This window comes from Aeromonas sp. R7-5, assembly GCF_040908015.1.
GTDB lineage: Bacteria > Pseudomonadota > Gammaproteobacteria > Enterobacterales > Aeromonadaceae > Aeromonas > Aeromonas caviae.
In genome coordinates, this window is the sequence record NZ_JBFOCZ010000011.1 from 40,474 (window position 1) to 61,133 (window position 20,660).

The 20,660-nt window shown below is 64.6% G+C and carries 16 protein-coding genes and 1 riboswitch; of the genes, 4 read left to right on the forward strand and 12 right to left on the reverse strand.

The window, feature by feature from the left end; translation table 11 throughout:
* From bcsB to bcsG, 5 genes are read right to left on the reverse strand one after another with little or no spacing between them, the layout of a single operon-like run.
* Nucleotides 1–2,223 (reverse strand): cellulose biosynthesis cyclic di-GMP-binding regulatory protein BcsB, encoded by a 2,223-nt coding sequence (bcsB, locus tag AB5Y53_RS03910; protein WP_368181159.1) that lies wholly within the window; start codon nt 2,221–2,223, stop codon nt 1–3.
* Nucleotides 2,223–4,790 (reverse strand): UDP-forming cellulose synthase catalytic subunit, encoded by a 2,568-nt coding sequence (gene bcsA, locus AB5Y53_RS03915; protein WP_368181160.1) that lies wholly within the window; start codon nt 4,788–4,790, stop codon nt 2,223–2,225. The genes bcsB and bcsA overlap by 1 nt, the downstream gene beginning before the upstream one ends.
* Complete coding sequence (gene bcsQ, locus AB5Y53_RS03920; RefSeq protein WP_368181161.1) at nt 4,787–5,449, reverse strand: cellulose biosynthesis protein BcsQ; 663 nt, start codon at nt 5,447–5,449, stop codon at nt 4,787–4,789. Before bcsQ ends, bcsA begins: the two co-directional genes overlap by 4 nt.
* Entirely contained in the window at nt 5,446–5,670 is a 225-nt protein-coding gene (gene bcsR, locus AB5Y53_RS03925) for a cellulose biosynthesis protein BcsR (RefSeq protein WP_042014611.1), read from the reverse strand. Before bcsR ends, bcsQ begins: the two co-directional genes overlap by 4 nt.
* Nucleotides 5,671–5,684: 14 nt before the next feature.
* Nucleotides 5,685–7,331 carry a cellulose biosynthesis protein BcsG gene (gene bcsG / locus AB5Y53_RS03930; protein WP_368181162.1) on the reverse strand — a complete coding sequence of 549 codons (1,647 nt, stop codon included), beginning with the start codon at nt 7,329–7,331 and terminating at the stop codon, nt 5,685–5,687.
* Nucleotides 7,332–7,724: 393 nt separating this feature from the next.
* On the opposite strand from bcsG, the gene AB5Y53_RS03935 reads away from it, so the two are divergent.
* Both AB5Y53_RS03935 and AB5Y53_RS03940 read left to right on the forward strand, forming a co-directional pair.
* Complete coding sequence (locus tag AB5Y53_RS03935) at nt 7,725–8,921, forward strand: aromatic amino acid transaminase (RefSeq protein ID WP_368181163.1); 1,197 nt, start codon at nt 7,725–7,727, stop codon at nt 8,919–8,921.
* Nucleotides 8,922–8,979: 58 nt separating this feature from the next.
* Entirely contained in the window at nt 8,980–9,912 is a 933-nt protein-coding gene (locus AB5Y53_RS03940; RefSeq protein ID WP_042880335.1) for a LysR family transcriptional regulator, read from the forward strand.
* A gap of 16 nt (nt 9,913–9,928) precedes the next feature.
* On the opposite strand, the gene AB5Y53_RS03945 is transcribed toward AB5Y53_RS03940, so the two are convergent.
* From AB5Y53_RS03945 to AB5Y53_RS03975, 7 genes are all read right to left on the reverse strand, one after another.
* Entirely contained in the window at nt 9,929–10,252 is a 324-nt protein-coding gene (locus AB5Y53_RS03945) for a DUF1820 family protein (RefSeq protein WP_010672837.1), read from the reverse strand.
* 117 nt (nt 10,253–10,369) lie between these two features.
* Nucleotides 10,370–11,251 carry a YjjW family glycine radical enzyme activase gene (locus AB5Y53_RS03950; protein WP_368181164.1) on the reverse strand — a complete coding sequence of 294 codons (882 nt, stop codon included), beginning with the start codon at nt 11,249–11,251 and terminating at the stop codon, nt 10,370–10,372.
* A gap of 10 nt (nt 11,252–11,261) precedes the next feature.
* A complete protein-coding gene (locus tag AB5Y53_RS03955; RefSeq protein ID WP_368181165.1) occupies nt 11,262–12,791 on the reverse strand; it encodes a YjjI family glycine radical enzyme in 1,530 nt (509 codons plus the stop codon).
* Between the two features lie 122 nt (nt 12,792–12,913).
* A complete protein-coding gene (locus tag AB5Y53_RS03960; RefSeq protein WP_010672834.1) occupies nt 12,914–13,249 on the reverse strand; it encodes an AzlD domain-containing protein in 336 nt (111 codons plus the stop codon).
* A 2-nt stretch (nt 13,250–13,251) separates the two neighbouring features.
* Nucleotides 13,252–13,965, reverse strand: coding sequence for an AzlC family ABC transporter permease (locus AB5Y53_RS03965; protein WP_161469990.1), 714 nt, complete (start codon nt 13,963–13,965; stop codon nt 13,252–13,254).
* Between the two features lie 121 nt (nt 13,966–14,086).
* Nucleotides 14,087–14,563 carry a murein L,D-transpeptidase family protein gene (locus AB5Y53_RS03970; RefSeq protein ID WP_029313677.1) on the reverse strand — a complete coding sequence of 159 codons (477 nt, stop codon included), beginning with the start codon at nt 14,561–14,563 and terminating at the stop codon, nt 14,087–14,089.
* A gap of 399 nt (nt 14,564–14,962) precedes the next feature.
* Complete coding sequence (locus AB5Y53_RS03975; protein ID WP_368181166.1) at nt 14,963–16,813, reverse strand: M3 family metallopeptidase; 1,851 nt, start codon at nt 16,811–16,813, stop codon at nt 14,963–14,965.
* A 295-nt stretch (nt 16,814–17,108) separates the two neighbouring features.
* Here AB5Y53_RS03975 and AB5Y53_RS03980 point away from each other — a divergent pair, with 295 nt between their 5' ends.
* Together AB5Y53_RS03980 and gbpA are read left to right on the forward strand one after the other, a co-directional pair.
* Complete coding sequence (locus AB5Y53_RS03980) at nt 17,109–18,788, forward strand: methyl-accepting chemotaxis protein (RefSeq protein WP_010672830.1); 1,680 nt, start codon at nt 17,109–17,111, stop codon at nt 18,786–18,788.
* Nucleotides 18,789–19,017: 229 nt separating this feature from the next.
* Nucleotides 19,018–19,103: riboswitch (cyclic di-GMP riboswitch) on the forward strand.
* A gap of 60 nt (nt 19,104–19,163) precedes the next feature.
* Nucleotides 19,164–20,585: an N-acetylglucosamine-binding protein GbpA gene (gbpA, locus tag AB5Y53_RS03985; RefSeq protein ID WP_368181167.1), complete on the forward strand. Its 1,422-nt coding sequence runs from the start codon at nt 19,164–19,166 to the stop codon at nt 20,583–20,585.
* Nucleotides 20,586–20,660 lie beyond the last annotated feature (75 nt).

Sequence of the window (20,660 nt, forward strand, 5' to 3'; positions counted from 1 at the left end):
TTAATCTTCCTTCAGACGGCGGCGGCTGGCACTGGCAAGCAGCACCCGCAGGCCCCAGCCCAGTACCAGCATGCAGAGCAGGGTCAGCCCGGCAAGACGCACCGGATAACGGGCAAACAGTTGCCAGAGACGCTCCCACCACGGCAGGTAACCCACCTCGTAGCGATCCCCCACCACCAGGCTCTTCACCCCGGATTCCCGGATGATGGCCACCGAGCCTGCCACCTGATCGCGCAGGGTCCGGGTCTGCAGGGCATCATTGAGCAATGTGACCCCCGCCGGTCCATCCGCCAGCAAGGCCACCAGGCTGCGCTGATCATGGGTCGGCGATTGCAGCCCCAGGATGACGGCGATGGCCCTGTTGCCCGTCATGCCCACCCGGGCCTGGGGCTGGCGATCGGCCATGGTGTGCAGCAGATCCCCCTTGTGCTGGCGGGTTGGCTCGTTGACCCAGCTGCGCGTGGATTGCAGCAGGGCGTCGGGAGCCAGCTCCCCTCGAAACTCCTCCGGCAGGGTGCCGATGAGCAGGGTATCCCGATCCGCGGTGCGCGCCCGCTCCCAGTCGTCCAGAACCTGCAGGGAGAGCGCCGGATACCCGGTCTCGGCCCCGATGGCACCGACGGCATCGAGCAAGGTGGTGATCTGCTCGGGATGGGGTCTGGCCGGCATGACAATCTGGGTGTCGGCGAGATCCGCCATCCGGCTGAACGGGAAGCCGGCATAGGCGAACGCCTTGAGGTCGGGCATCTCGATGAAGTGGCGATAGCCGGTGAAGTCGATGGTGGAGCCCTCGTCGATGCGCACCTGATGGGCAGGCGGCATCACCAGGTCGCAACGGCCATCCTCCGTTCCTCCCATGTATTGCTGGGCATACTCGAACGAGAAGCTCAGGCTGTTGGCCTGGGTGGTCTTGAGCCCGGGCATGCGCAGCGCCATGGTGTCGCCGTCGTCGGCAAACCAGAGCGGCAGGGTCAGCAACCGCTCACTCTTGACCTCGCCGGGCTCGAGCGTGAACGACTTCATGAGCTGGCCGTTGACCCCCACATCCAGCCGGGAACCGTCGCGCAGGGTGGGCGAGGTGTGGTGATACTTCAGCTCCGTCCTGATGCCGTTCTCCCCCAGCAGATAGAGATCCGGCGGCAGGCGCAGCGTCAGGCTCATGGGCCACAGCGTGCGCCCCGTTGCCTGCAACTGGCCCGGGTACTCCGTGAGCTCGTCAAAGCGCATCTTGCGATCCAGTCGCACCCAGTTCGGGGCATCGTAGGGTTGACGCGGCGAGAGCGGCTTCACCTCGTCCACCATGACGCTCTGGCCACGCAGCATGACATCGCCTCGCGCCAGCCCCTGCACCGCCGTCAGCAGATCCTGCTGATCCCGCCCCAGGATCAGCAGCAGCTTCACATAGGGATTGTCGGGGGAGCTGATCATGTCGATGGTGGGTCCCTTCACCTCGGGATAGTCCACCAGGAAATCGGGGCGCGCGTCATTGGTGGCAAAGATCACGGCGTTGCGATCCGGCAACTGGTTGATGAGCACCGGGAAATGCTGGCCTCGCCACTGGGCCTTGGTGCCGAACCAGGAGGCCAGCACCGCCGCCGCCTGCTGCTGCTCCGGGGGCACTGAGCCCGTGAACACCATGGGCAGAGTCAGCTTGCCATTGTCCCGCACGTCGAGGAACGGCATGGGGAAGAAGGAGAGTTCGTTGCGCACCGGCAGGGTCTGCAACTGCAGGGTCAGCTTGCTGTCCCGGTTGACGTTGAGCCAGAGGGTATCGCTCGCCGGGTTCTCGCACACTTTCTGATAGTGGCCGACGAAACTCACCTTGAGGCGGTTGAAATCCTTGGCATAGCGGGGATCCAGCTCGATGCTGGCATGGGTCATCGTCCCCATCTGATCCTGGTTGAGGGCCGTCACCCCCATCAGCTCGTCATTGAGATAGACCTTGACCTGGGAGATGAGCGGCAGCAGGGAGGGCGATGGCGTGAAGTTCAGGTCCAGGGTGGCCCGGGTCACCACCTCGTCCCGCCGCACGGTGAAGTCGGCCAGTCCGTCTGGCGCATTGCCGCGCAGGGACAGGGTGCCTGGCGATGACGCCATCTGTTCGAAGCTCATCCCCTGGGTGCGCACCGGAGCGGGAACGGGCGGCAGGGGGCCGACGGCCTCGGCGGCGGTCGCACCCTGCGCCATCAGCAGGAGAGGAATAAGGTAGCGTTGTGGTTTCATCATCCTTTCACTGTCTGTGAGGTCGGAGTCCCGGCCCGGAAATCTGGGGAGACGCGACGGGGAACGAAGGAGAGGAGCCAGCGAGCCAGCTTCTCGAGGAGGATACAAACAAAGCCGAAGGGTGAGGTACGGGCCAGACGCCAGTAAGCCCCCCAGCCGAGCAGGGTAATGTCGATCAGGCTGTGGAGGGGGCGATCCTTGCCCAGACGCTGCTGCCACAGGGACCAGGTATCGGCCCGGGCGAAGGTGCACTGGATGAACTCGACATGCTGCGCCTGCGCCATGGGTTCCAGCTCCAGTCCCAGCTTGCAGCCGAACACCCGCTGCACCTTGGCGGCGAACGCCTGCTCCCGCTGGTCATGGCGCAGCAGCAACCAGACCCTCTCCTTGTCGGCCAGGGGCAGGGGCGCCTCGAGCAGCACCCCGACCCCCCCGTTGGAGTAATCCCTGACGGTACAGGGGTAGAGGTGACCGTTCGCCAGCCTGATGGCCGCCGGCATCACCATCTCCACCCTGGGGTTGGCACGGACCTGCCGCGACTCGAAGGCCACCGCCAGGGCGCCGCCCAGTATGGTCATGTTGTAGAGGGTCCAGATCATGCTGAGGATCAGGGTCGGCACCTCGTCGGCAGGGCCGGTGCCGATGCGCCAGAGGCCGAACCCCAGCCCGCACAGATTGAGCAGGATCAGCAGCAGATAGGGGCGGGAGACCGACAGATCGAGGAACACCTCCTCCGTCATCCCCCCCTTGGCAGTCACGTTGAACGTCCCCTTGTGGGGTGCAAAGAGCGCCACAGTGGTCGGCCTGGCGATGTACCAGGCCAGCACCGTCTCATAGACCTCGCCCCAGAAGGAGTGGCGCACCTTGCCCTGCAACCGGGAGTTGGTCAGGGCGCTGTGGAAGATGTGCGGCAACATGTAGAGGGCGATGGCCGCCGCCGGGGCATAGATGATGTAGGCGTGCAGGATCAGGAAGGCGAGCGGTGCCGTCAGGAAGATGAGCCTCGGTATGCCCGAGAGGAAATGCAGCATGGCATTGAAGTAGCACAGCCGCTGCCCCAGCTTGAGCCCCTTGCCGAAGAGGGGGTTGTCCAGACGCAGGATCTGCACCATGCCGCGCGCCCACCGGATGCGCTGACCGATGTGGGCAGAGAGGCTTTCGGTGGCCAGTCCCGCCGCCAGCGGGATCCGGATATAGGCCGAGGTGTAGCCGAGGCGGTGCAGCCGCAGGGAGGTGTGGGCATCCTCGGTGACCGTCTCCACCGCGATGCCGCCGATCTCGTCAAGGGCGGTGCGCTTGATGACGGCGCAAGAGCCGCAGAAGAAGCTGGCGTCCCACATGTCGTTGCCATCCTGCACCAGGCCGTAGAAGAGAGCCCCCTCGTTCGGCATCTTGCGAAACCGTTGCAGGTTGTGTTCGAACGGATCGGCGGAGAAGAAGTGGTGGGGGGTCTGGACTACGCCCAGACGGGGATCCCGGTAGAACCAGCCCACCGTCATCTGCAGGAAAGAGCGGGTCGGCAGGTGGTCACAGTCGAAGATGGCGACCAGATCCCCGGTGGCCATCTTGAGGGCGTGATTGATGTTGCCCGCCTTGGCGTGCTCATGGGTCGACCGGGCCACATAGCGGATCCCGGCCTCCTCGGCGAAGTCGCGAAACGCTGCCCGCCCCCCGTCGTCAAGCAGCCAGATGGTCAGCTTGTCGGCGGGCCAGTCAAGCCCCATGGCGGCGTAGACAGTCCCCTTCACGATGGCGAGATCCTCGTTGTAGGTGGGGATCATCAGATCCACGCTGGGCCACTGGGCCGGATCCGTCGGCAGTTGTGCCGGAGGGCGGTGCAGGGGCCATGCGGTCTGCCAGTAGCCGAGCAGCAGCACCAGCCAGGCATAGGTCTCGGCGGCCAGCAGCAGCAGGCCGCAGGCCAGGCTGACGGGGTCGAACCAGTCGAGGGTCGAGGTGTAGCGCCACCAGATGTAGCGGCAGGAGATGGTGAGGGAGAGCACCATCATCATCAGCATGGGATAACGGCCCGGCACGGCGCGCAGGATGAAGGCCATGGCCGCCAGCAAGAGGACGAACACCAGTTGCGCCTGCAGGGTGAACGGCTGGGTGACGCAGAGCAGGGAGAGGCTCCCGGCCACCACGCAGAGCAGCACGCTCTTCCAGCGCGCCTCGCGGGGCGTGGCCCTGGCGGCGGCCAGCCCTTTCTCCTCCTGACGGGCCAGGAAGGCACCGAGAGTCTGAGTGCCCCGGTGCCAGAGCCGTTGCCAGGAGGCAGGCCAGCGCAGAGGGATGGGCTGTGGGCGACGCACTATCATCCAGAGGCTCTGCAACAGAACGCGCAGGGGATCCCCCACCCGGGGGTGCGTCAACTGGGGATAGAGCCCCCGGGCATGGCCCAGCACCCATTGCCAGCCATGACGCTCGAGGGGGAAGAGAGCCCAGGCCAGCAGCCAGCCCAGGGTCAATGCGGCCGCCCCCGGGCGGGAAGCCCCCCGCTCACGCAGTGTGCGATAGCGCTGCGAGCACCAGAGGCCCGCAGCCGGCGTCAGCAGCCGCACTCTCATCGGGGGGCCTCCCCCTCTGCCAGACACCAGGTCGCCAGGGCGGCCAGCTCGTGGGCAACCAGACTGGTGGGGGCATAGCGGCCGACCGGCAGCTTGGCGGCCATGGCCTCCGCCATGGCTTCGTCCCTGTGCAGATGAAGATTGAGCAGAGGGAGCCCCCCTGCCAGCCAGAGATCCAGCAACCCCTGCTGCAGGGCCCGCTGGCTGGAGAACTGGGTCACCAGCAGACGCTCATCGGCCGCCCAGAGGTGGCGGTGAAGCCGCACATGGCAGTTGGCATCCGCATTGACCACCAGCAAGCGCCTGCAGGGGATGACGGGGGCCATGCCCCGGGGCAGATCCAGCAGCACCAGATCATAGCCATCGATCACCGCCAGCCACTCGGCCGACGCCCCCTCCCCCCCGCCATGGGAGAGCAGATCCAGTCCCTCCTCCCGGCGGTGAAGCGCACCTCGCCACTCCCGCGCCGGCTGGGTCAGCCGGCTCCAGCCTCCCGGATCGTCATGGGGCAGGCCAAGGTGGATGCCAAGCTGGTTGTCCGGGCAGAGATCCACCGCCAGCACCCTTGCCCCCTGCTCATGAGCAGCCTGGGCAAGCCCCGCCACGATGGCGGTGGTCCCCACACCTCCCCGGATCCCCTGCAGGGCGATCACCTTCATGCAGACCTCCCCTCGCCAGTCCCCTCGGGCCCTTTCACGGCCACCTCCGCCAGCAGGGGGAAGCGTGCGCACAAGGCGGCGAGCCGCTCCCTGGCGGCAATATCCTGGTAGGAGAGGCTGACACCAAAGGCCTGCTGGACCATGGCCACGTCATTGATCACCGACCCCTCCACCGGGACGCCGAAGGGGGTCTGCATGTCTGATTGCCGTTCGCTGCGCATCGTCACTTCCGGTTTCATTGGGGATAGGGGACCCAGTCCCCCTGCCCCAGCTTGATGTGGTACTTGCCCTGATATTCGATCACCACCGAGCCCTGGTTCTCGGACACCGACGGGGTCTGCGGCAGGTCGCCCAGCAAGGCATCCCAATCGATGGTCTCGCTCCCGAACACATCCTTCCCCACCAGCCTGGAGACCAGTTCTGATACCGCCAGGAAGCTGCTGGGGGTGTCCACGTTGCGGGTCGCTTCGTGGGGCGCCTTGGTACCAAGCAGGGCAACCCCCACCGGCACCTGGGTGATGCTCGGACTGGGAATGTCCCGCAGCCCGGCCATCTGCATCTTGTCGCCGGTGAGAGCGGCGCCGTGCTCAGGCACCATCACCACGGCCACCTTGCGGCCGGATTGCTCCAGCGTCGTCATGAAGTCGTCCAGCTGATCCAGCAGGGTCTTGAGCCTCGCCTTGTAGGGCGCTATCTGGCGGCTCGCCACATAGCGGTTGCCATCGTGCAGGGCGATGAGGTTGAAGAAGGTGACGTTGCGTGCCGCCTGACTCTGTGTCCGCTCGTTCAGCCAGCGGCCGAACAGGGCATCCCCGCGATAGATGGGCTCGCCATCGAAGGAGGCGAGGTCATGGGCCAACCCCTTCTTGTCCATGGGGGTCACATCCAGCCCGGCATACTGCTGCAGGCCGGTCAGGTAGTTGCCAAAATCCCCCGAGTGCTCCATGGCCACCTGTTTGGCAAAGCCGAGCTGGGCCAGGTTCTCAAACAGCAGGCATTGCTTCGGCGCCGTCACATAGAGCCCCTGGTGGCTGGTCTGCCCGCAACTGGCCCGCAGCAGGCGAATGGAGCTCGGGCCGCTGTAGGAGGTGGCGGAGTTGAAGCGGTTGAAGCGAATGTCGAAGTGGGACCAGACCGGGTGCCCGGTCAGGCCGCTCGCCTCCACGTCACGCCAGGCCAGGGAGCAGACATTGATGATGAGCACATCGAAGGGGGTCGCCTGGGCTGGCAGGCTCTCCGGGAAGTGCACCAGCCTCTCCTGCTCCTCCCGATAGAAGTCATCGAGATAGGCGTTGAGGTTCTCGTTGGTCGGCGGGGCACTCTGGTCAAGCTGCTCCTCCATGGGCAGCACTGAGGGGCGGGTTTCCTCCCGGGACGTGTTCACGACGTGCTCGCTCGCCCCCTTGCTGCTCGCGAAGGGATTGCTCACCTGGGGAGAGACCCAGAGCCAGAGCAGCGCCAGCAGGATCCAGGGGGTGAAGCGCAACCACTGGGCGATGAACAGATAGAGCGTCAGCAGCACGAACCCCGCGCCGACCATCTCCCAATTGATGAAACGCCCGAGTAGCTCAGCCCAGTAATCCAGGGTGAAGGAGAAGACCTGGCTGCCTTGGGCACGAATGCTCTCTATCCCCGGCAACCAAGTATCGTGATAGAAGATCCCCGCCCCCGCCGGCAACGCCAGCCAGTGCCGCGCACGGCGCCACCCGGCCCTTGGCAGAGGAAAGATCAGGAAGGCGGCAAACACCAGGTTGATCAGGGGGTGGAAGTTGAGATATCCCCCCCAGAGCAGGGCGAACTTGGCAAGAAAATAGACATTCCAGCCACCCAGGCCGTGCCAGTCCAGCCAGGGGGAATCGGCATCAGAAACATGTCGGGTCATCGGCGATGAGTCACCTGTTATCGTGGACCCCCCGAAGGGGCCGGGCACACTGCAATGGTTGTCAAAAGAATAGCCTGACTATTATGCAACTATTTCTTTTGTCTCAGGCGGCGCCGAACCTGGCTCCCCCGGATGGGTGGGAGGGGAATGAGAGGGGCCGTATGCATCCATATATTATCCAAACGATGCCGATAAGGCAGCCTTCTCTGACAAAATGGGGGGAACGTGCAGACGGGATGCAGGATCCTGGCAAGGGCCCCGCATTCACCACTGCGACAGACTTTGTCAGCCCTGTCGCCATCTCGAACAACTTGAGGCCACCTCTGGATTGCGCCATCATATCGGCCCGGCTGATGGCCGGCCGAATTGGACAGTCAACTTCAAGGACCCCCCATGTTTGAACACGTCGATGCCTATGCTGGCGACCCCATACTGACGCTAGTCGAAACCTTCCACAAAGATACCCGCGAACAGAAGGTGAACCTGGGGATTGGCCTCTATTACGACGAGCAGGGCCGCATTCCGCTGCTGCCGTCGGTGCAACAGGCCGAAGCGCAGCGCGCCGCCGCCCCGGCCCCGCGCCCCTACCAGCCGATGGAAGGCGCCGCCAACTACCGCACCGCGGTGCAGCACCTGCTGTTTGGCGCCGACCACGAAGCGGTCAAGGCGGGTCGCATCGCCACCATCCAGACCATCGGCGGCTCCGGCGCCCTGAAGATCGGTGCCGATCTGCTCAAGCGCTACTTCCCGACCTCCGAGGTGTGGGTCAGCAATCCCACCTGGGACAACCACAAGGCGATGTTCGAGGGGGCCGGCATCAAGGTGCACGACTACCCCTATTACGATGCGGCCACCGGCGGCGTGCTGTTCGACTCCATGATCGACTGCCTGAGCAGCCTGCCGGCGAAAAGCATCGTGCTGCTGCACCCCTGCTGCCACAACCCGACCGGGGTGGATCTCTCCCGTGCCCAGTGGGACCAGGTGATCGCCCTGGTGGTCGAGAAGAACCTGATCCCCTTCATGGACATCGCCTATCAGGGCTTCGGTGACGGGCTGGAAGAGGATGCCTATGCCATCCGCGCCATGGTGGCCGCCGGTGTCAGCTTCTTTGTCAGCAACTCTTTCTCCAAGAACCTCTCCTTCTACGGCGAGCGCTGCGGCGGCCTGTCGGTCATCTGCCAGGATGCCGAAGAGGCGAGCCGGGTGCTCGGCCAGATGAAGGCCACCGTGCGCCGCAACTACTCCAGCCCCCCCACCCACGGCGGTCAGATCACCGCGGCCGTGATGAGCCAGCCCGAACTGCACGCCATGTGGGTCGGTGAGGTGACCGAGATGCGCACCCGCATCAAGGCCATGCGCCAGAAGCTGTTCGAGGTGCTGAGTGCCAAGGTGCCGGGCCGCGACTTCAGTTACTTCATCAACCAGCGCGGCATGTTCAGCTACACCGGCTTCACGCCGGAGCAGGTGGACCGCCTTCGGGAAGAGTTCGCCGTCTACCTGGTGCGCTCCGGTCGCATGTGCGTGGCGGGCCTCAACAGCCGCAACGTCGACTACGTGGCCGACGCCATGGCCGCCGTGCTCAAGGGCTAAGCCCGCAAGCCCCGCTCAGGCGGGGCTTTTCATTTGTCCCCTTGCCCGTGGAACCGTGATGGATCTCATTGCCCTCTCCCGCCTCGGCGGTCGCCACCTGGTGACCCTGCATCTGCTGCTCGACACCCGCAGTGTCACCCGCAGCGCCGAGCGCCTCTGCACCACCCCCTCCACCGTCAGCAAGACCCTCAACCAGTTGCGCGAACTGCTGGGGGATCAACTGCTCTACCGCCAGGGCAACCAGTTGCTGCTGACCCCGTTTGCCGAGCGCCTCGGCCCGACTCTGCGCCGCCTGCTGGGGGAGCTCAACGGCCTAACCAGCCAGGAAGGATTTGCCCCTGCCAACTGGCAGGGGGAGCTGAACCTGGCGATGCGGGAGAGCAGCATGATCTGGCCCATGGGGGCCGTACTGGGTCAGTTGATGCAGGAGGTGCCGGGGCTGATGCCCGTCGTGCGTAACAAGGACGAGCAGGGACTGGCTGCTCTGGCGGCGGGCAAGCTCGACTTCGTGATCCTGCCCCACGATCAGAGCCAGCCCGGGGTCAATCAGCCCGGCCTCGTCTGGGAAACCTTGCGGGAGGACGAGCTGGTCTGCCTGATGCGCGCGGATCATCCGGCGTTGACGCGCCCCTGGGATCTCGATGCCTACCTGAGCTGGCGCCACATCGCCATTCGCGATCAGGAGCTGGCCGATCCCTTCTTCGAGCAGAGTCTGGCCCAGCGCCAGGTACGGCGCAGACTGGGGGCCACCCTGCCGGATTTTGGCAGCGCCGCCGCCCTGCTGCGCCAGAGCGATCTCATTCTCACGGCCGTGAAGGGCTGGGCTACCCGGGCTTGTACCCAGGGGCTGGTGAGCCGCCCCGTTCCCTTCGATTACGGCGCCGTGACCCACAGCCTGGTGTGGTATGGCCCCCTGGGGGAAGATCCCGCCCTGCGCTGGTTCCGTCAGCGCATCCTGCAACTGGCCCGGGAGCTGGACGCCCCAAAATGATGCCTGGCCGCAGGAATCAGGGCTTCTTGGTATAGATGGGGCCTGGGAAAGAGGTGACGTTGTTGCCCAGTTCGGTGATGCGGGCGGCCCCCTGCTTGCGCACCTGATCGACCCGCAGCACGTGGTGCATGGGAATAAGGGTGCGGGTGACGTCGGCAAATTCGCTCTTCAGCTTCTCGTGGCTGGGGTCGACGATGAGCGCCGTGTGGTTGTCCCACACGAAGTGGGCGATCTCGATGAAGCCGAACAGCTGGCCCTGATTCACCTCTCTTACATAGACTTCGTAACGCTCGCTGTGACAAATGAACTGCACTCGATAAAGGGCGTTGGATTCACTCATGGGTATCTGTTGGTGATGGACGGTTTGCCCATTCTAGCCGTCCCCTCGGACAGCCCCTATAGACAGAGTTCACAGTTGCGTCATATCGGGTCTCAGCATCCCGACGTGCCGCAGAGCTCAGATCGCAGGCAGCATCACCGACCCAAAACCCTTGGCCTTCAATGCGTTGGCCAGCACTGTCAGGTCAGCCGACCCGGCTTCTGGCCATGACAGCGCCTCCCCTCTCACCCCGTGGTGGCGAAAGCCGTTGAGGCGGATGGGCACGGGCCCCAGCGACAGCAAGAAGGCCGTCAACGCCTCCTCCAGCGCGCCGGTGGCATCGAGAAAATCGCTCCGCCCCGGCACCAGCAGCAGCCGCACCTCCGCCAACTTGCCCGCCTGCGCCAGCAGTTGCAGCGATGCCAGCACACGCTCGCGGCCCCGCCCGGTCAGGGCCAGATGCACAGGCTCGCGCCACCCCTTGAGGTCTATCATGGCGCCGTCCAGCACCGGCATCAGCCGCTGCCAACCCGTTTCCCCCAGGGATCCGTTGCTGTCGAGCAGGCAGGTGAGACGGGCCAGATCCGGCGCAGCCTTGATGGCCGTGAACAGGGCGATCACGAACGGCAACTGGGTGGTCGCCTCCCCGCCGGAGACGGTGACGCCGGTGAGCAGCGGGCCATAGCGGCGCAGCAGGGCCAGCACCTCGGCCACCGACATCTGGCGCGTCTTGGGGCTGGCGTGGCGAGGGCAGACATCGAGGCAACGGTCGCAGTGGGCACAAAGCTCGGCTTGCCAGCTCACCCGCCCCTCCTGCATCGCCAGGGCTCTGCCCGGGCAACCGGGCACGCAGTCACCGCAGTGATCGCACAACCCCATGGTGTGGGGGTTGTGGCAGCCGGGGCAGCGGAAGTTGCAGCCCTGCAAAAACAGCACCAGCCGGTTGCCGGGGCCGTCTACGCAGGAAAAAGGCAGCACCCTGCTCACCAGGGCGCTGCGCGTCAGCAGAGCTTCATCCATCGGACTCGGCTCAGTACTGGCTGATGGTCGACTCATTGGCCACCACTCGCGGTGCCCGCTGGCGAATAGCGGTCACGTCACTCGCCTCGGCACCAAGACAGGTGGTCTGCAACCGCGAGCCCTCCTCTGCGAAGCGGCCCACGTCGCTCTTGCGGATCATGTAGCCGGTCACCCGAACCAGATCGCTGTCGGCCACGTTGGCGGTGAACTCGCGCATGCCGATGGCGAGCGCCCCCTTGCAGAGCTGCAGCAGCGCCTGCGGATTCTGGCGGATGGTGGGATCCAGGGTCAGGATCTCGCTGATCCCCGAGTGGTAGTAGCCGTGGTGCGGCGCCAGCGCCAGCACATGGCTGGCCGGATCCGGCTCCTGCCCGTAGGGAATCCGCACCCCCGGGGTCACCGCCACATCGATGCTGAGGCCGCCCTGTGAGTGCAGCAGAGCGTGCCCACCCCAGGCATGGGCCTGCGGCGTCGTAGTGACATATTCCGAAAGCTGGGCCGAGATGCGATAGCCAAGCTGATTTGCCTCTTCGTCGTGACCGTAGCGGCCCGGCAGATTCTCTTTATCCATCAAGATGTTGACCGCTTCCGCCATGCCGTAGATGCCGAACATGGGGACGAAGCGATCCTCATCCAGCAGCCCCTCCTTGACCAGGAAGCTGTCGAAGAAACCGGACTCCTCGTGCAGGAAGGCGGCGCGCACCGCAATCAGCTGGGACGTGAGACGGCAGTAGTGGGGCAGCAGACAGCCGAGGAAATCATCGATCCCCTGTGCCTGCTCGGCGACTCGCTTGAGGGAGATCCGCACCAGGGTGTTGGCGCCACCGGCCTGCGGCAGGGCGTTGTAGCAGCTGACGATGCCAAAACCACGCTGGTCGAAGGTATCGCGATGGACCGGGTAGTTGGCGATATGCGGCTTGCTGCACTCGGCGATATTCTTCACCGCCAGCAGCAGCAGCAGATCGTCGGGAGTCTGCTCCGGATCGTGGAAGAAGGTGAGGTTGGGGGCCACCTGCTTGAGCTCGTTGTCGATGCGCAGGATCAGGCGGCAGATCCGGTTGTCGTCGGGACCAATGTTGACGTGCATAAAGGCGTCCGGCAGCACCCGGTCCAGATAGATCCAGAACCCTTTCAGCTTGCGGTAGAGAGTCTCGTCATCCAGCTCGCCGACAAAGGGGAGCAGCAGCTGATCGAGGCGCCCCAGCCAGACCGGCATGCCGGTGACGGAGGGCACGTGGTGGTAGAGGATGCGCAGGGCATCGAGGGCCTCGTCGAAGTCCAGGGGGGGCGCCAGCTCCAGCCAGGCCGAGCCCAGGCGCAGAAACCGCTCGTAATCCGGCAGCACATAGCGCGGTTTGTGGGGAGCGTGTCCCTCGAACATGTCGCACAGCACCCCTTGTGCCATGGCATCCTGCACGGCGGCAGGCAACTCGGGGTAAGGCAACGCGTTTTCGGCGGCGAGCGCCAGGGCGTGGCTCTTCTGGGCCGGTGACAGCAGGGGGTCGCGCACGATGCGCTGGCAGGTTTCGGTGAAGGACATGGCTCGCTCCTCGGCGGGTGGAACCAAAATCCTCACACTTGAGAGGCCTTTTTTGAAGTGACATTCCCAACAGGGCGGATATCCCATCAAGACATCCGCCATGCCGGATCACGGCACGCCCTTCACCAGGGCCAGAACAGAGCCACTCCCCCCAGCCAGCGCAGCAGGAAGAAGCCCCCCATGCCGACCACCACCACCACCAGGGTAGGCAGGCGCAGCAGGGTCAGCACCGTCACCAGCAGGGTGGCGGCCAGGTAGTCCGGATCCCAGTCCAGCCCGTGGCCGGGCTCATAGCTGAAGACGATGGGCAGCCAGATGGCGGTCAGCACCGACTGGGCCGAGAAGCTGAGGAAAGCCCCCATCTCGGCCCCCGGCTGATAGCGGGTCAACCGCGAGAAGAAGGCAAAACGGTTGAAGAAAGTGATCAGGGCCAGCAGCCCTATCATCAGCCAGCCCATGATCACCTCCTCATCCGGTGCAGCACATAGCCCACCACCATGCCGGCCAGGGCCGAGACGATGATATGGATCTCCGCCAGCAGCGGCTTGGTGACGAGCGCCGTCCCGCCGCTCACCAGAGTGGCCGCCACCATGGGCAGGTTCTTCATGGCGGGGAGCGTCATGGCGATAAAGGTGGCGGCAATGGCAAAGTCGAGCCCCATCTTGTCCAGCCCGTCAATGTACTGGCCGGCGGCGATGCCGAGCAGGGTCGCCATGTTCCAGAACAGATAGAAGACAAAGCCCGCGATGAGCGCATAGGCGGGATTGAAGGCGCCGCTGCGCTCCCTGTCTTTCAGCGCCACCGCAAACATCTCGTCGGTCAGGAAGAAGGCGAGGCTGGCCCGCCAGCGCAGGGAGAGGGGCAGCACGTCGCGCCGGAAGGTAAAGCCATAGAGCAGATGCTGGGAGGTGATCACCATGGTGGAGCCCATGATGGGCAGCAGCGGCGTCCCCGCCCCGAACAAGGTGGTGGCCGAGAGCTGGGCCGCCCCCGCATAGACCAGCAGCGACATCAGCTGTGCCTGGAGCGGGCTCATACCCGCCTGAAGCGCCAGGGCGCCACACAGTATTCCCCAGGGGATGACGGAAATGGAGAGCGGGAGCATATCCAGGGTGGCACGCCACCAGAGCGCCCCCGTGCGCTCGGGCACAGGGAGGCGGGTTTCCGACATCATGGGATCATCCTTGTCACAGCCAATGCGAACCGGAAAAACTAACACGGCGCAGGAGGCAGTGTCACGTCATGGTCTGCGACAAATGCAACGCCCGCATGAGAGCGGGCGTTGGCAGACAGGATCAGGGCTCGATGATGATGGGAGTGCCGGGCTCGATGGCGTTCCAGATCTCGTCCATCTCGTGGTTCAGCACCGCGATGCAGCCATTGGTCCAGTTGGACGGCTGCACCCTGCGATCCCCCAGGCTGTTGCGCTGGCCGTGGATCATGATCATGCCGCCCGGGTTCACACCCAGCTCGTTGGCGCGCTTGATGTCGTCCAGATTCGGGTAGTTGATGTGAATGGCCTTGTAGAAACCGGAGTTGCTCTTCTTGTAGTCCAGGGTATAGCGACCTTCCGGGGTACGCTGATCCCCTTCACGCTGCTTGTGTCCCTTGGGAGCCGGGCCCAGGGCAATCCAGTAGCGCTTCACTTCCTTGCCATCCTTCATCAGGGTCAGGCTGTAACTCGACTTCTTCACCACCACCATATCGGCGGACAGAGTGGCAAAACTCAACGCGGGCCACAGCCCCAGCAAACACAGCAATACGGCTCTCACTATCCATCCCTCTGCGAGCCTTCTGGGCTCTCTTGTTAGCAAATCATCTGAATGCCGCCACCCTCTGGTGGCGAGCGAGCGCCATGATATGGGATCGCCGTGAATACTCAATATATCGGGAGAAACATATCTGTGGCCAGCAGGGGGAAATGGCCGTCAACCCGCCATGCAGACACCCTGCCAAGGGCAGGGCGTCGCCTCTTGCCCGCAACCGGGCGCCTCAGCGCTGATCGTCAAGGCCAGGAAGATGGCGCAGGAAGAAAAACCAGCGGGCAGCGCCGCCAGGGACACTTGAGCCTGTCCACCCGCCAATCCCCGGCTGGCACCATGGGGTCAGCCCATCTCAACCCACAAAAAAAAAGCCCCTTATGGGGCTCTTTTGACGGTGCGATACCGGGCTCAGGTCAGGGTCACTGGTTCGGCGGCCTCAAGGCGCCGGATCCAGGCCTCGAAGTCTGCCAGCATGCGCGCCTCGGACTCGCTGTTGTCGGCGATTAGCTCGGCCCCGTGTACCACCCGGATATGGGCGTCGAGGGGCGCACCCTCCCCTGCCGGTGGGCGCTGCCGCGCCGCCGCCATGCACGTCTGTGCCTGTTGCCACGCCTCGGCGGCACTCCGGTTGCACGCCTCTGCCAGCGGCACCGCACTGAACCCCTCGCCGGTGAGGCTCTGCAGCGTCTCGTCATGGGTCATGCCGTTGCCCGGTCCCCAGTAGTGGGCGGCCAGATCCGGCCCGATGCGCGGGTTGTCGGTGAGGTAGCCGTCGCGTTTCAGGAAGTAGGCGCGGGTCTGCTCCACCGCCATCAGCGCCAGCAGATAGCCGTGATAGGCACAGGCCGACTCCTGGTTCAGAAGATGCGGGATGGCCAGCAGCGGGCGCGGGCTCTCCACCCCCAGGATCTGGCGCTCCCAGCGGCGGGCCAGTGCCAGCACGGCTGCCGGGGTGCGCTCGCCATCTGCCATGGCGTAGAGATCCCGCTCGAAGTAGGCCACCAGCGCGATCTGGCGCTCGTTGAAGGCGCGAAATGGCTGGCGCGCTTCAATCATGGCCTGGATAAGCGCATCGGGGATGGGTTCTCCCGCCGCGTTTCTGGCGTAGCGCTTGAGCCAGTCCGCGTCGTCCAGCAGGCTGTCGCAGAACATAGACTGGGTCTCGGCATAGGCCATGGAGGTGGGCGGAAACTCCTGGGAGAAGCAGGGGGCGTTGCCGGTGACGTTGGCAAAGTGCGCCGCGTGGCCTCCCTCGTGGAACAGGGTGTTGAGCCCGCTCCAGCCGCTGCCCACCTGGGCCGGATTGGCCAGGCTGGTGAAATTGACCACCGCCGGTACCCACTCCCCTTCCTGCCAGAAGCTCGGCACCGGGCCGTGACAGAAGCCGTTCTCGTATTTTCCCTCCCGGGTCAGCAGATCCAGGGTGAGGGTGGCGCCGCGGTACTGAATGCCGAGCCGGCGGAAGCTCTCGACCCAATCCTTCAGCGCCCGGGAGAAGGGCACGTAAGGGTCGAGCTGGCGGGTCACGTCACCACTCACGCTGTAGCGCAGGTTGTGGGGCAGCAGGGCTGCTTCCCCCTTGGCCGCTTTCAGCTCCGCCAGACTCTGGTGCAAGCGGGCATCGGTACGGGCGATGAAGTCGTCGAGAATGGCAAACAGCTGCTCCGGGCTCATCTGCTCGTTCTTGTGCACCTTGTAATCGAAGTAGTCGCGATAACCCATGGCACGGGCGAAGCGGTTGCGCAGCGCGACGATGGCCAGATAGCCGTTGTCGACCACCCACTGCTCCAGGGTGTGGAACATGGCGAGCGCGCTCTGGCGCACCGCCTCGTCGCTGCTGGCGGCCAGCGCCGTGCTGGCGGCGGGCAGGCTGCCGGGGACCTGGCGGCCCTGCTCATCCAGCAAGGTGAGCTTCAACCCCTTGCGACGGGCGAAGAGATCCGCCTCGGCGGCCACCAGCTCGTCCATCAGGGCGGAGGCACCGGGATCTTCGATGACGTTGCACTCGAAGAAGGCGATCCAGCCCCCCAGGCCGCGCCTGAGATCCGCCTCTTCGGCCTGGGCCTGCATCTCCCGCAGCACCGGCAGGCGGGCAGGATCGGCACAGAACGCCTTGTAGGCCTGTTCGGCAGCGGTGAAGCCTGCCTGATCGTCGCTGGTGCCCATGTAGGTGGACCAGAACAGGTCCTCCTTGCGTCTGTGCACCTGCAGGTAATCGGCATTGAGCTGGTTGAGATAATTCCTGGCAATGGAACTCATAACTTCCCTCTTGTTATGGGGCGACCACGGGGGCGCCCACTCCTTTTTGGTGAAATGCCAACCCATTCACACTTCTTGCAAATGGAGCAGACAAATTGTGCGCCGGGATGCGCGCCATCACGCTATCAAAAGCGAGGGTTTCTGTCTGCTGGCTATACTGGTTGTCAAACTGCTCAATTGGCTGTTTTCCACCGCAACCCATTGAAAGTTAATGGCATGTTAAAAACAACAATAATCAGGTCCGGCCGCTAGAACGGCCACAATCAGACCCGCATGGGAAAGTAAGGATAAGACTATGTTCAAGCTCGGTGATATTGCCGTGAGTCGCAAGCTGATGCTGCTGCTCTCACTGGCCCTGGTCGGCTTCATCGCACTGCTGCTCATCTCGGCCAGTGCCCTGCACCGCAATCTGATGAGTGAACGAGAAGCCAGGCTGCAGGCGGTGCTGGATCTGGCCATGAGCCGGATCCAGGCCCTGGCCGCCACCCTCCCCCCGGAACAGGCCAAGGCACAGGCCAAGGCCATGCTCGACAGCATGCGCTTTGACGGGGACAACTACCTGTTCGTGCTGGATGAAGATCGTCGGGTGGTGGTGCATCCCGCCAAACCCGAGCTGGTCGGCCAGCAGATGGGCAACAACCCTGCCGAGTCCCACTGGCAGCACATGGTGGATCTCGGCAAGGGCGGCCACCAGGGCAGGCTGGAGTATCAGTGGGTCTCCCCGTCCGGCGAGGCGGCCCAGAAGATGTCGCTGGTGACGGGCTACCAGCCCTGGGGCTGGATCCTGGGCTCCGGTGTGTTGTTGCAGGACATTGAGGCCACCATGTGGTCGCAATATGAGTGGATGGGTGGCGCCACCTTGCTGGTGATCCTGTTGATGGGGCTGCTGGGACTCGCCATCAGCCGCTCCATCGTCAATCCCCTGGCCGAGATCAACAAGGCCATGGCCCGGGTCGCGGCCGGCGATCTGGTGGTCAGCATCCCGGTGCTGGGCAGGGATGAGCTCGGCGCCGTCGCCAGCTCCACCAACCAGGGGCTGGATGCCATCCGCCGCGCCCTGCTGGAGGCGAGCCAGGGGGCCCGCAACGTGGCGGATGCCGCCCTGCGCATCGCCGCCTCCGCCGAACAGACCAACCAGGCGGTCAACAGTCAGCGGGATCAGCTCGCCCAGCTCGCCACCGCCATGAACGAGATGAGCGCCACCATCGCCGACGTGGCGGGTCACGCCGAGAATACGGCCCGCGACACCCAGGATGCCACCAGCGAGGCCGGGCTCGGCAACCAGGATGTCCATGCCAGCGTGCACGGCATCCAGGCGCTGGCCACCGAGGTGGATCAGGCCACCTCGCAGGTCAACCAGCTCAAGGAGGGTGTGATGCAGATAAGCGAGGTGACGGCGGTCATCAGCGCCATCTCGGAGCAGACCAACCTGCTGGCCCTCAACGCCGCCATCGAGGCGGCCCGGGCCGGCGAGCAGGGCCGTGGCTTCGCCGTGGTGGCCGACGAGGTGCGCCAGCTGGCCAGTCGCACCCGCCACTCCACCGAGGAGATCCAGAGTACCATCACCCAGTTGCAGCAACGGGCTGTCACCGCCGCCAACGCCATGGACGCCAGCCGCAAGCTGGCGGAGAGCAGCGTCAACCAGTCCGAGAAGGCGGGGCAGGATCTCTCCCTCATCGTCAATCACATCCAGCACGTGAGCGACATGGCGACCCAGATCGCCACGGCGGCAGAGCAGCAGAGCATGGTGGCGGAAGACATGAACCGCAACGTCAGCGGCATCAACGACTCGGCGCTAGAGATGTCCCAGGCGGCCTCCCAGTTGGCCCAGGAGAGCGAACTGCTGGCCGGTCTCTCCCGAAGCCTCGACGAGCGACTGGCGGTGTTCAAGCTGGACAACGCCCAAGCCCAGGACAGGATGATGCGACCGACCCAGGCGTCCTCTTCCCGAGCAGGCATGCAACCCCGCCACTGAGTGGCCCCATGAGCCCCTGCCAGGCTGGCAGGGGCTCCTTTCCTGTCATGGCCACGGGAGCCTCTCCCGGGCCACCCTCTCGCACTGAACCAGCGCGCAGATCCCGACGGAGCCATCTGCCGCTGATGCGCTGCTCCGATGAGACGGCACTGTCAATTTTTACACTTAATTTTTTAACAAAATATAGCCATGATGGGTGGTCGCCACAGGCGGCACCATGATCCTTTCTGTAGTCATTTGGCAAACTGGTTGAAAGGCCAGGACGCAAAGCCTCCGGTCTAAAGACAAGCTGTCCAGGATAGCGGGGTTGCAGCACCGTGTTTCGGGGAACTCCCCTGCCAACGTGACTGCCCACATCACCGAACAGAGGAATGTATGGCAGCAAATATCCGACTCACCCATCTCGCGGCAGCGCTGGCGCTGCTGGCCAGTGGCGGCGTGCTCGCTCACGGCTACATCAGCCAGCCCGAAGGGCGCAACTACCTGTGCAAGACAGGGGGCAACAGCCAGTGTGGCGCCATCCAGTGGGAACCCCAGAGCCTGGAAGCCCCCTCCGGCTTCCCTGATGGCGGCCCCGCCGACGGCCAGATAGCCTCGGCCGGTCACCCCCAATTCGGCGAGCTCAACACCCAGACCCTCGATCGCTGGACCAAGCGTGAAGTGCAGGCCGGTCCCTTCGCCATCAGCTGGACCTTCACTGCCAACCACGTGACCCGCAACTGGCGCTACTACCTCACCAAGCAGGACTGGAACCCGAACCAGCCCCTCACCCGGGATGCGTTCGATCTCAATCCCTTCTGCGTCATCGACGGCAACATGGTGCAGCCCCCCAAACAGGTGACCCATCAGTGCACCCTGCCCCCGCGTACCGGTTATCAGGTCATTCTCGGGGTGTGGGAGGTTGGGGATACCACCAACAGCTTCTACAACCTGATCGACGCCCGGTTCAAGGATGGCACCCAGCCCCCGCTGACCTGGAGCCAGGGAGGGACCATCTATCCCTCCATCGACCTGGTGGCGGGTGACAAAGCCAGAACCCGGGTGTTCGATGCCAATGGCGAGCGCACCGATCTCCAGACCGAGCTGACCATCGCCAGCGCCGGGCAGGGCCAGAAGAACAACTGGGCCCACGCCCTGGCGAGCAAGATCAACGCCGAGCAGAGCCAGATCCGTGCAGGCCAGCAAGGTACGGACGGCCAGTTCAACCCCGTCTATGGCCAGAACCCGGTCTACCTCAAGGCTGGCAGCAACCTGCAACGGGTCGAGATCCAGCTTGAGCAACAGCAGCCCCCGGTTGAGAACGGGATCAGCGTGAGCGGTCTGGCGAGCGACTACACGCTCGACAACGGCAAGCTCACCCTGACTTTCACCGTCACGGCCCAGGGGGATCTCGCCATCACCAACACCCTCTATGACCACGGCGGTGTCGCCAGGGGACAGAGCAGTGCCGACATCAAGGACGGCAGCCAGAGTTTCTCCATGGCGCTGACCGGCTTGAGTGCAGGCCACCATCAGCTAGTGATCGAGGGCAAACCCAAGGCCGGTGGTGACGCGGTGCAGCAGACCCTGGACCTCATGTTCAAGGATCCGGCAAGCGGGGGCGATTACCAGTTCACCTTCCCGGACGGCCTCAAGTCCTACACCGCCGGAACCCGGGTGCTGCAGCCGAAGAACGGCAAGGTCTATCAGTGCAAACCCTTCCCCTACAGCGGCTGGTGCAGCCAGTGGGCGAGCACGGCCACCCAGTATGAACCGGGCGTAGGCTCCCACTGGCAGGAGGCCTGGACAGCGCAGTGACGGGACGTCTCCGATCTGACGGGAACCCGCTCGGCGCTTCCGGTGCCAGATCAGGTCAACATCAAACAAACGGGG

Coding starts and splice junctions, on each gene's coding strand:
- bcsB (WP_368181159.1), bottom strand. CDS start 2,223: ATGAAACCACAACGCTACCTTATTCCTCTCCTGCTGATGGCGCAGGGT.
- bcsA (WP_368181160.1), bottom strand. CDS start 4,790: ATGAGAGTGCGGCTGCTGACGCCGGCTGCGGGCCTCTGGTGCTCGCAG.
- bcsQ (WP_368181161.1), bottom strand. CDS start 5,449: ATGAAGGTGATCGCCCTGCAGGGGATCCGGGGAGGTGTGGGGACCACC.
- bcsR (WP_042014611.1), bottom strand. CDS start 5,670: ATGCGCAGCGAACGGCAATCAGACATGCAGACCCCCTTCGGCGTCCCG.
- bcsG (WP_368181162.1), bottom strand. CDS start 7,331: ATGACCCGACATGTTTCTGATGCCGATTCCCCCTGGCTGGACTGGCAC.
- AB5Y53_RS03935 (WP_368181163.1), top strand. CDS start 7,725: ATGTTTGAACACGTCGATGCCTATGCTGGCGACCCCATACTGACGCTA.
- AB5Y53_RS03940 (WP_042880335.1), top strand. CDS start 8,980: ATGGATCTCATTGCCCTCTCCCGCCTCGGCGGTCGCCACCTGGTGACC.
- AB5Y53_RS03945 (WP_010672837.1), bottom strand. CDS start 10,252: ATGAGTGAATCCAACGCCCTTTATCGAGTGCAGTTCATTTGTCACAGC.
- AB5Y53_RS03950 (WP_368181164.1), bottom strand. CDS start 11,251: ATGGATGAAGCTCTGCTGACGCGCAGCGCCCTGGTGAGCAGGGTGCTG.
- AB5Y53_RS03955 (WP_368181165.1), bottom strand. CDS start 12,791: ATGTCCTTCACCGAAACCTGCCAGCGCATCGTGCGCGACCCCCTGCTG.
- AB5Y53_RS03960 (WP_010672834.1), bottom strand. CDS start 13,249: ATGGGCTGGCTGATGATAGGGCTGCTGGCCCTGATCACTTTCTTCAAC.
- AB5Y53_RS03965 (WP_161469990.1), bottom strand. CDS start 13,965: ATGATGTCGGAAACCCGCCTCCCTGTGCCCGAGCGCACGGGGGCGCTC.
- AB5Y53_RS03975 (WP_368181166.1), bottom strand. CDS start 16,813: ATGAGTTCCATTGCCAGGAATTATCTCAACCAGCTCAATGCCGATTAC.
- AB5Y53_RS03980 (WP_010672830.1), top strand. CDS start 17,109: ATGTTCAAGCTCGGTGATATTGCCGTGAGTCGCAAGCTGATGCTGCTG.
- gbpA (WP_368181167.1), top strand. CDS start 19,164: ATGGCAGCAAATATCCGACTCACCCATCTCGCGGCAGCGCTGGCGCTG.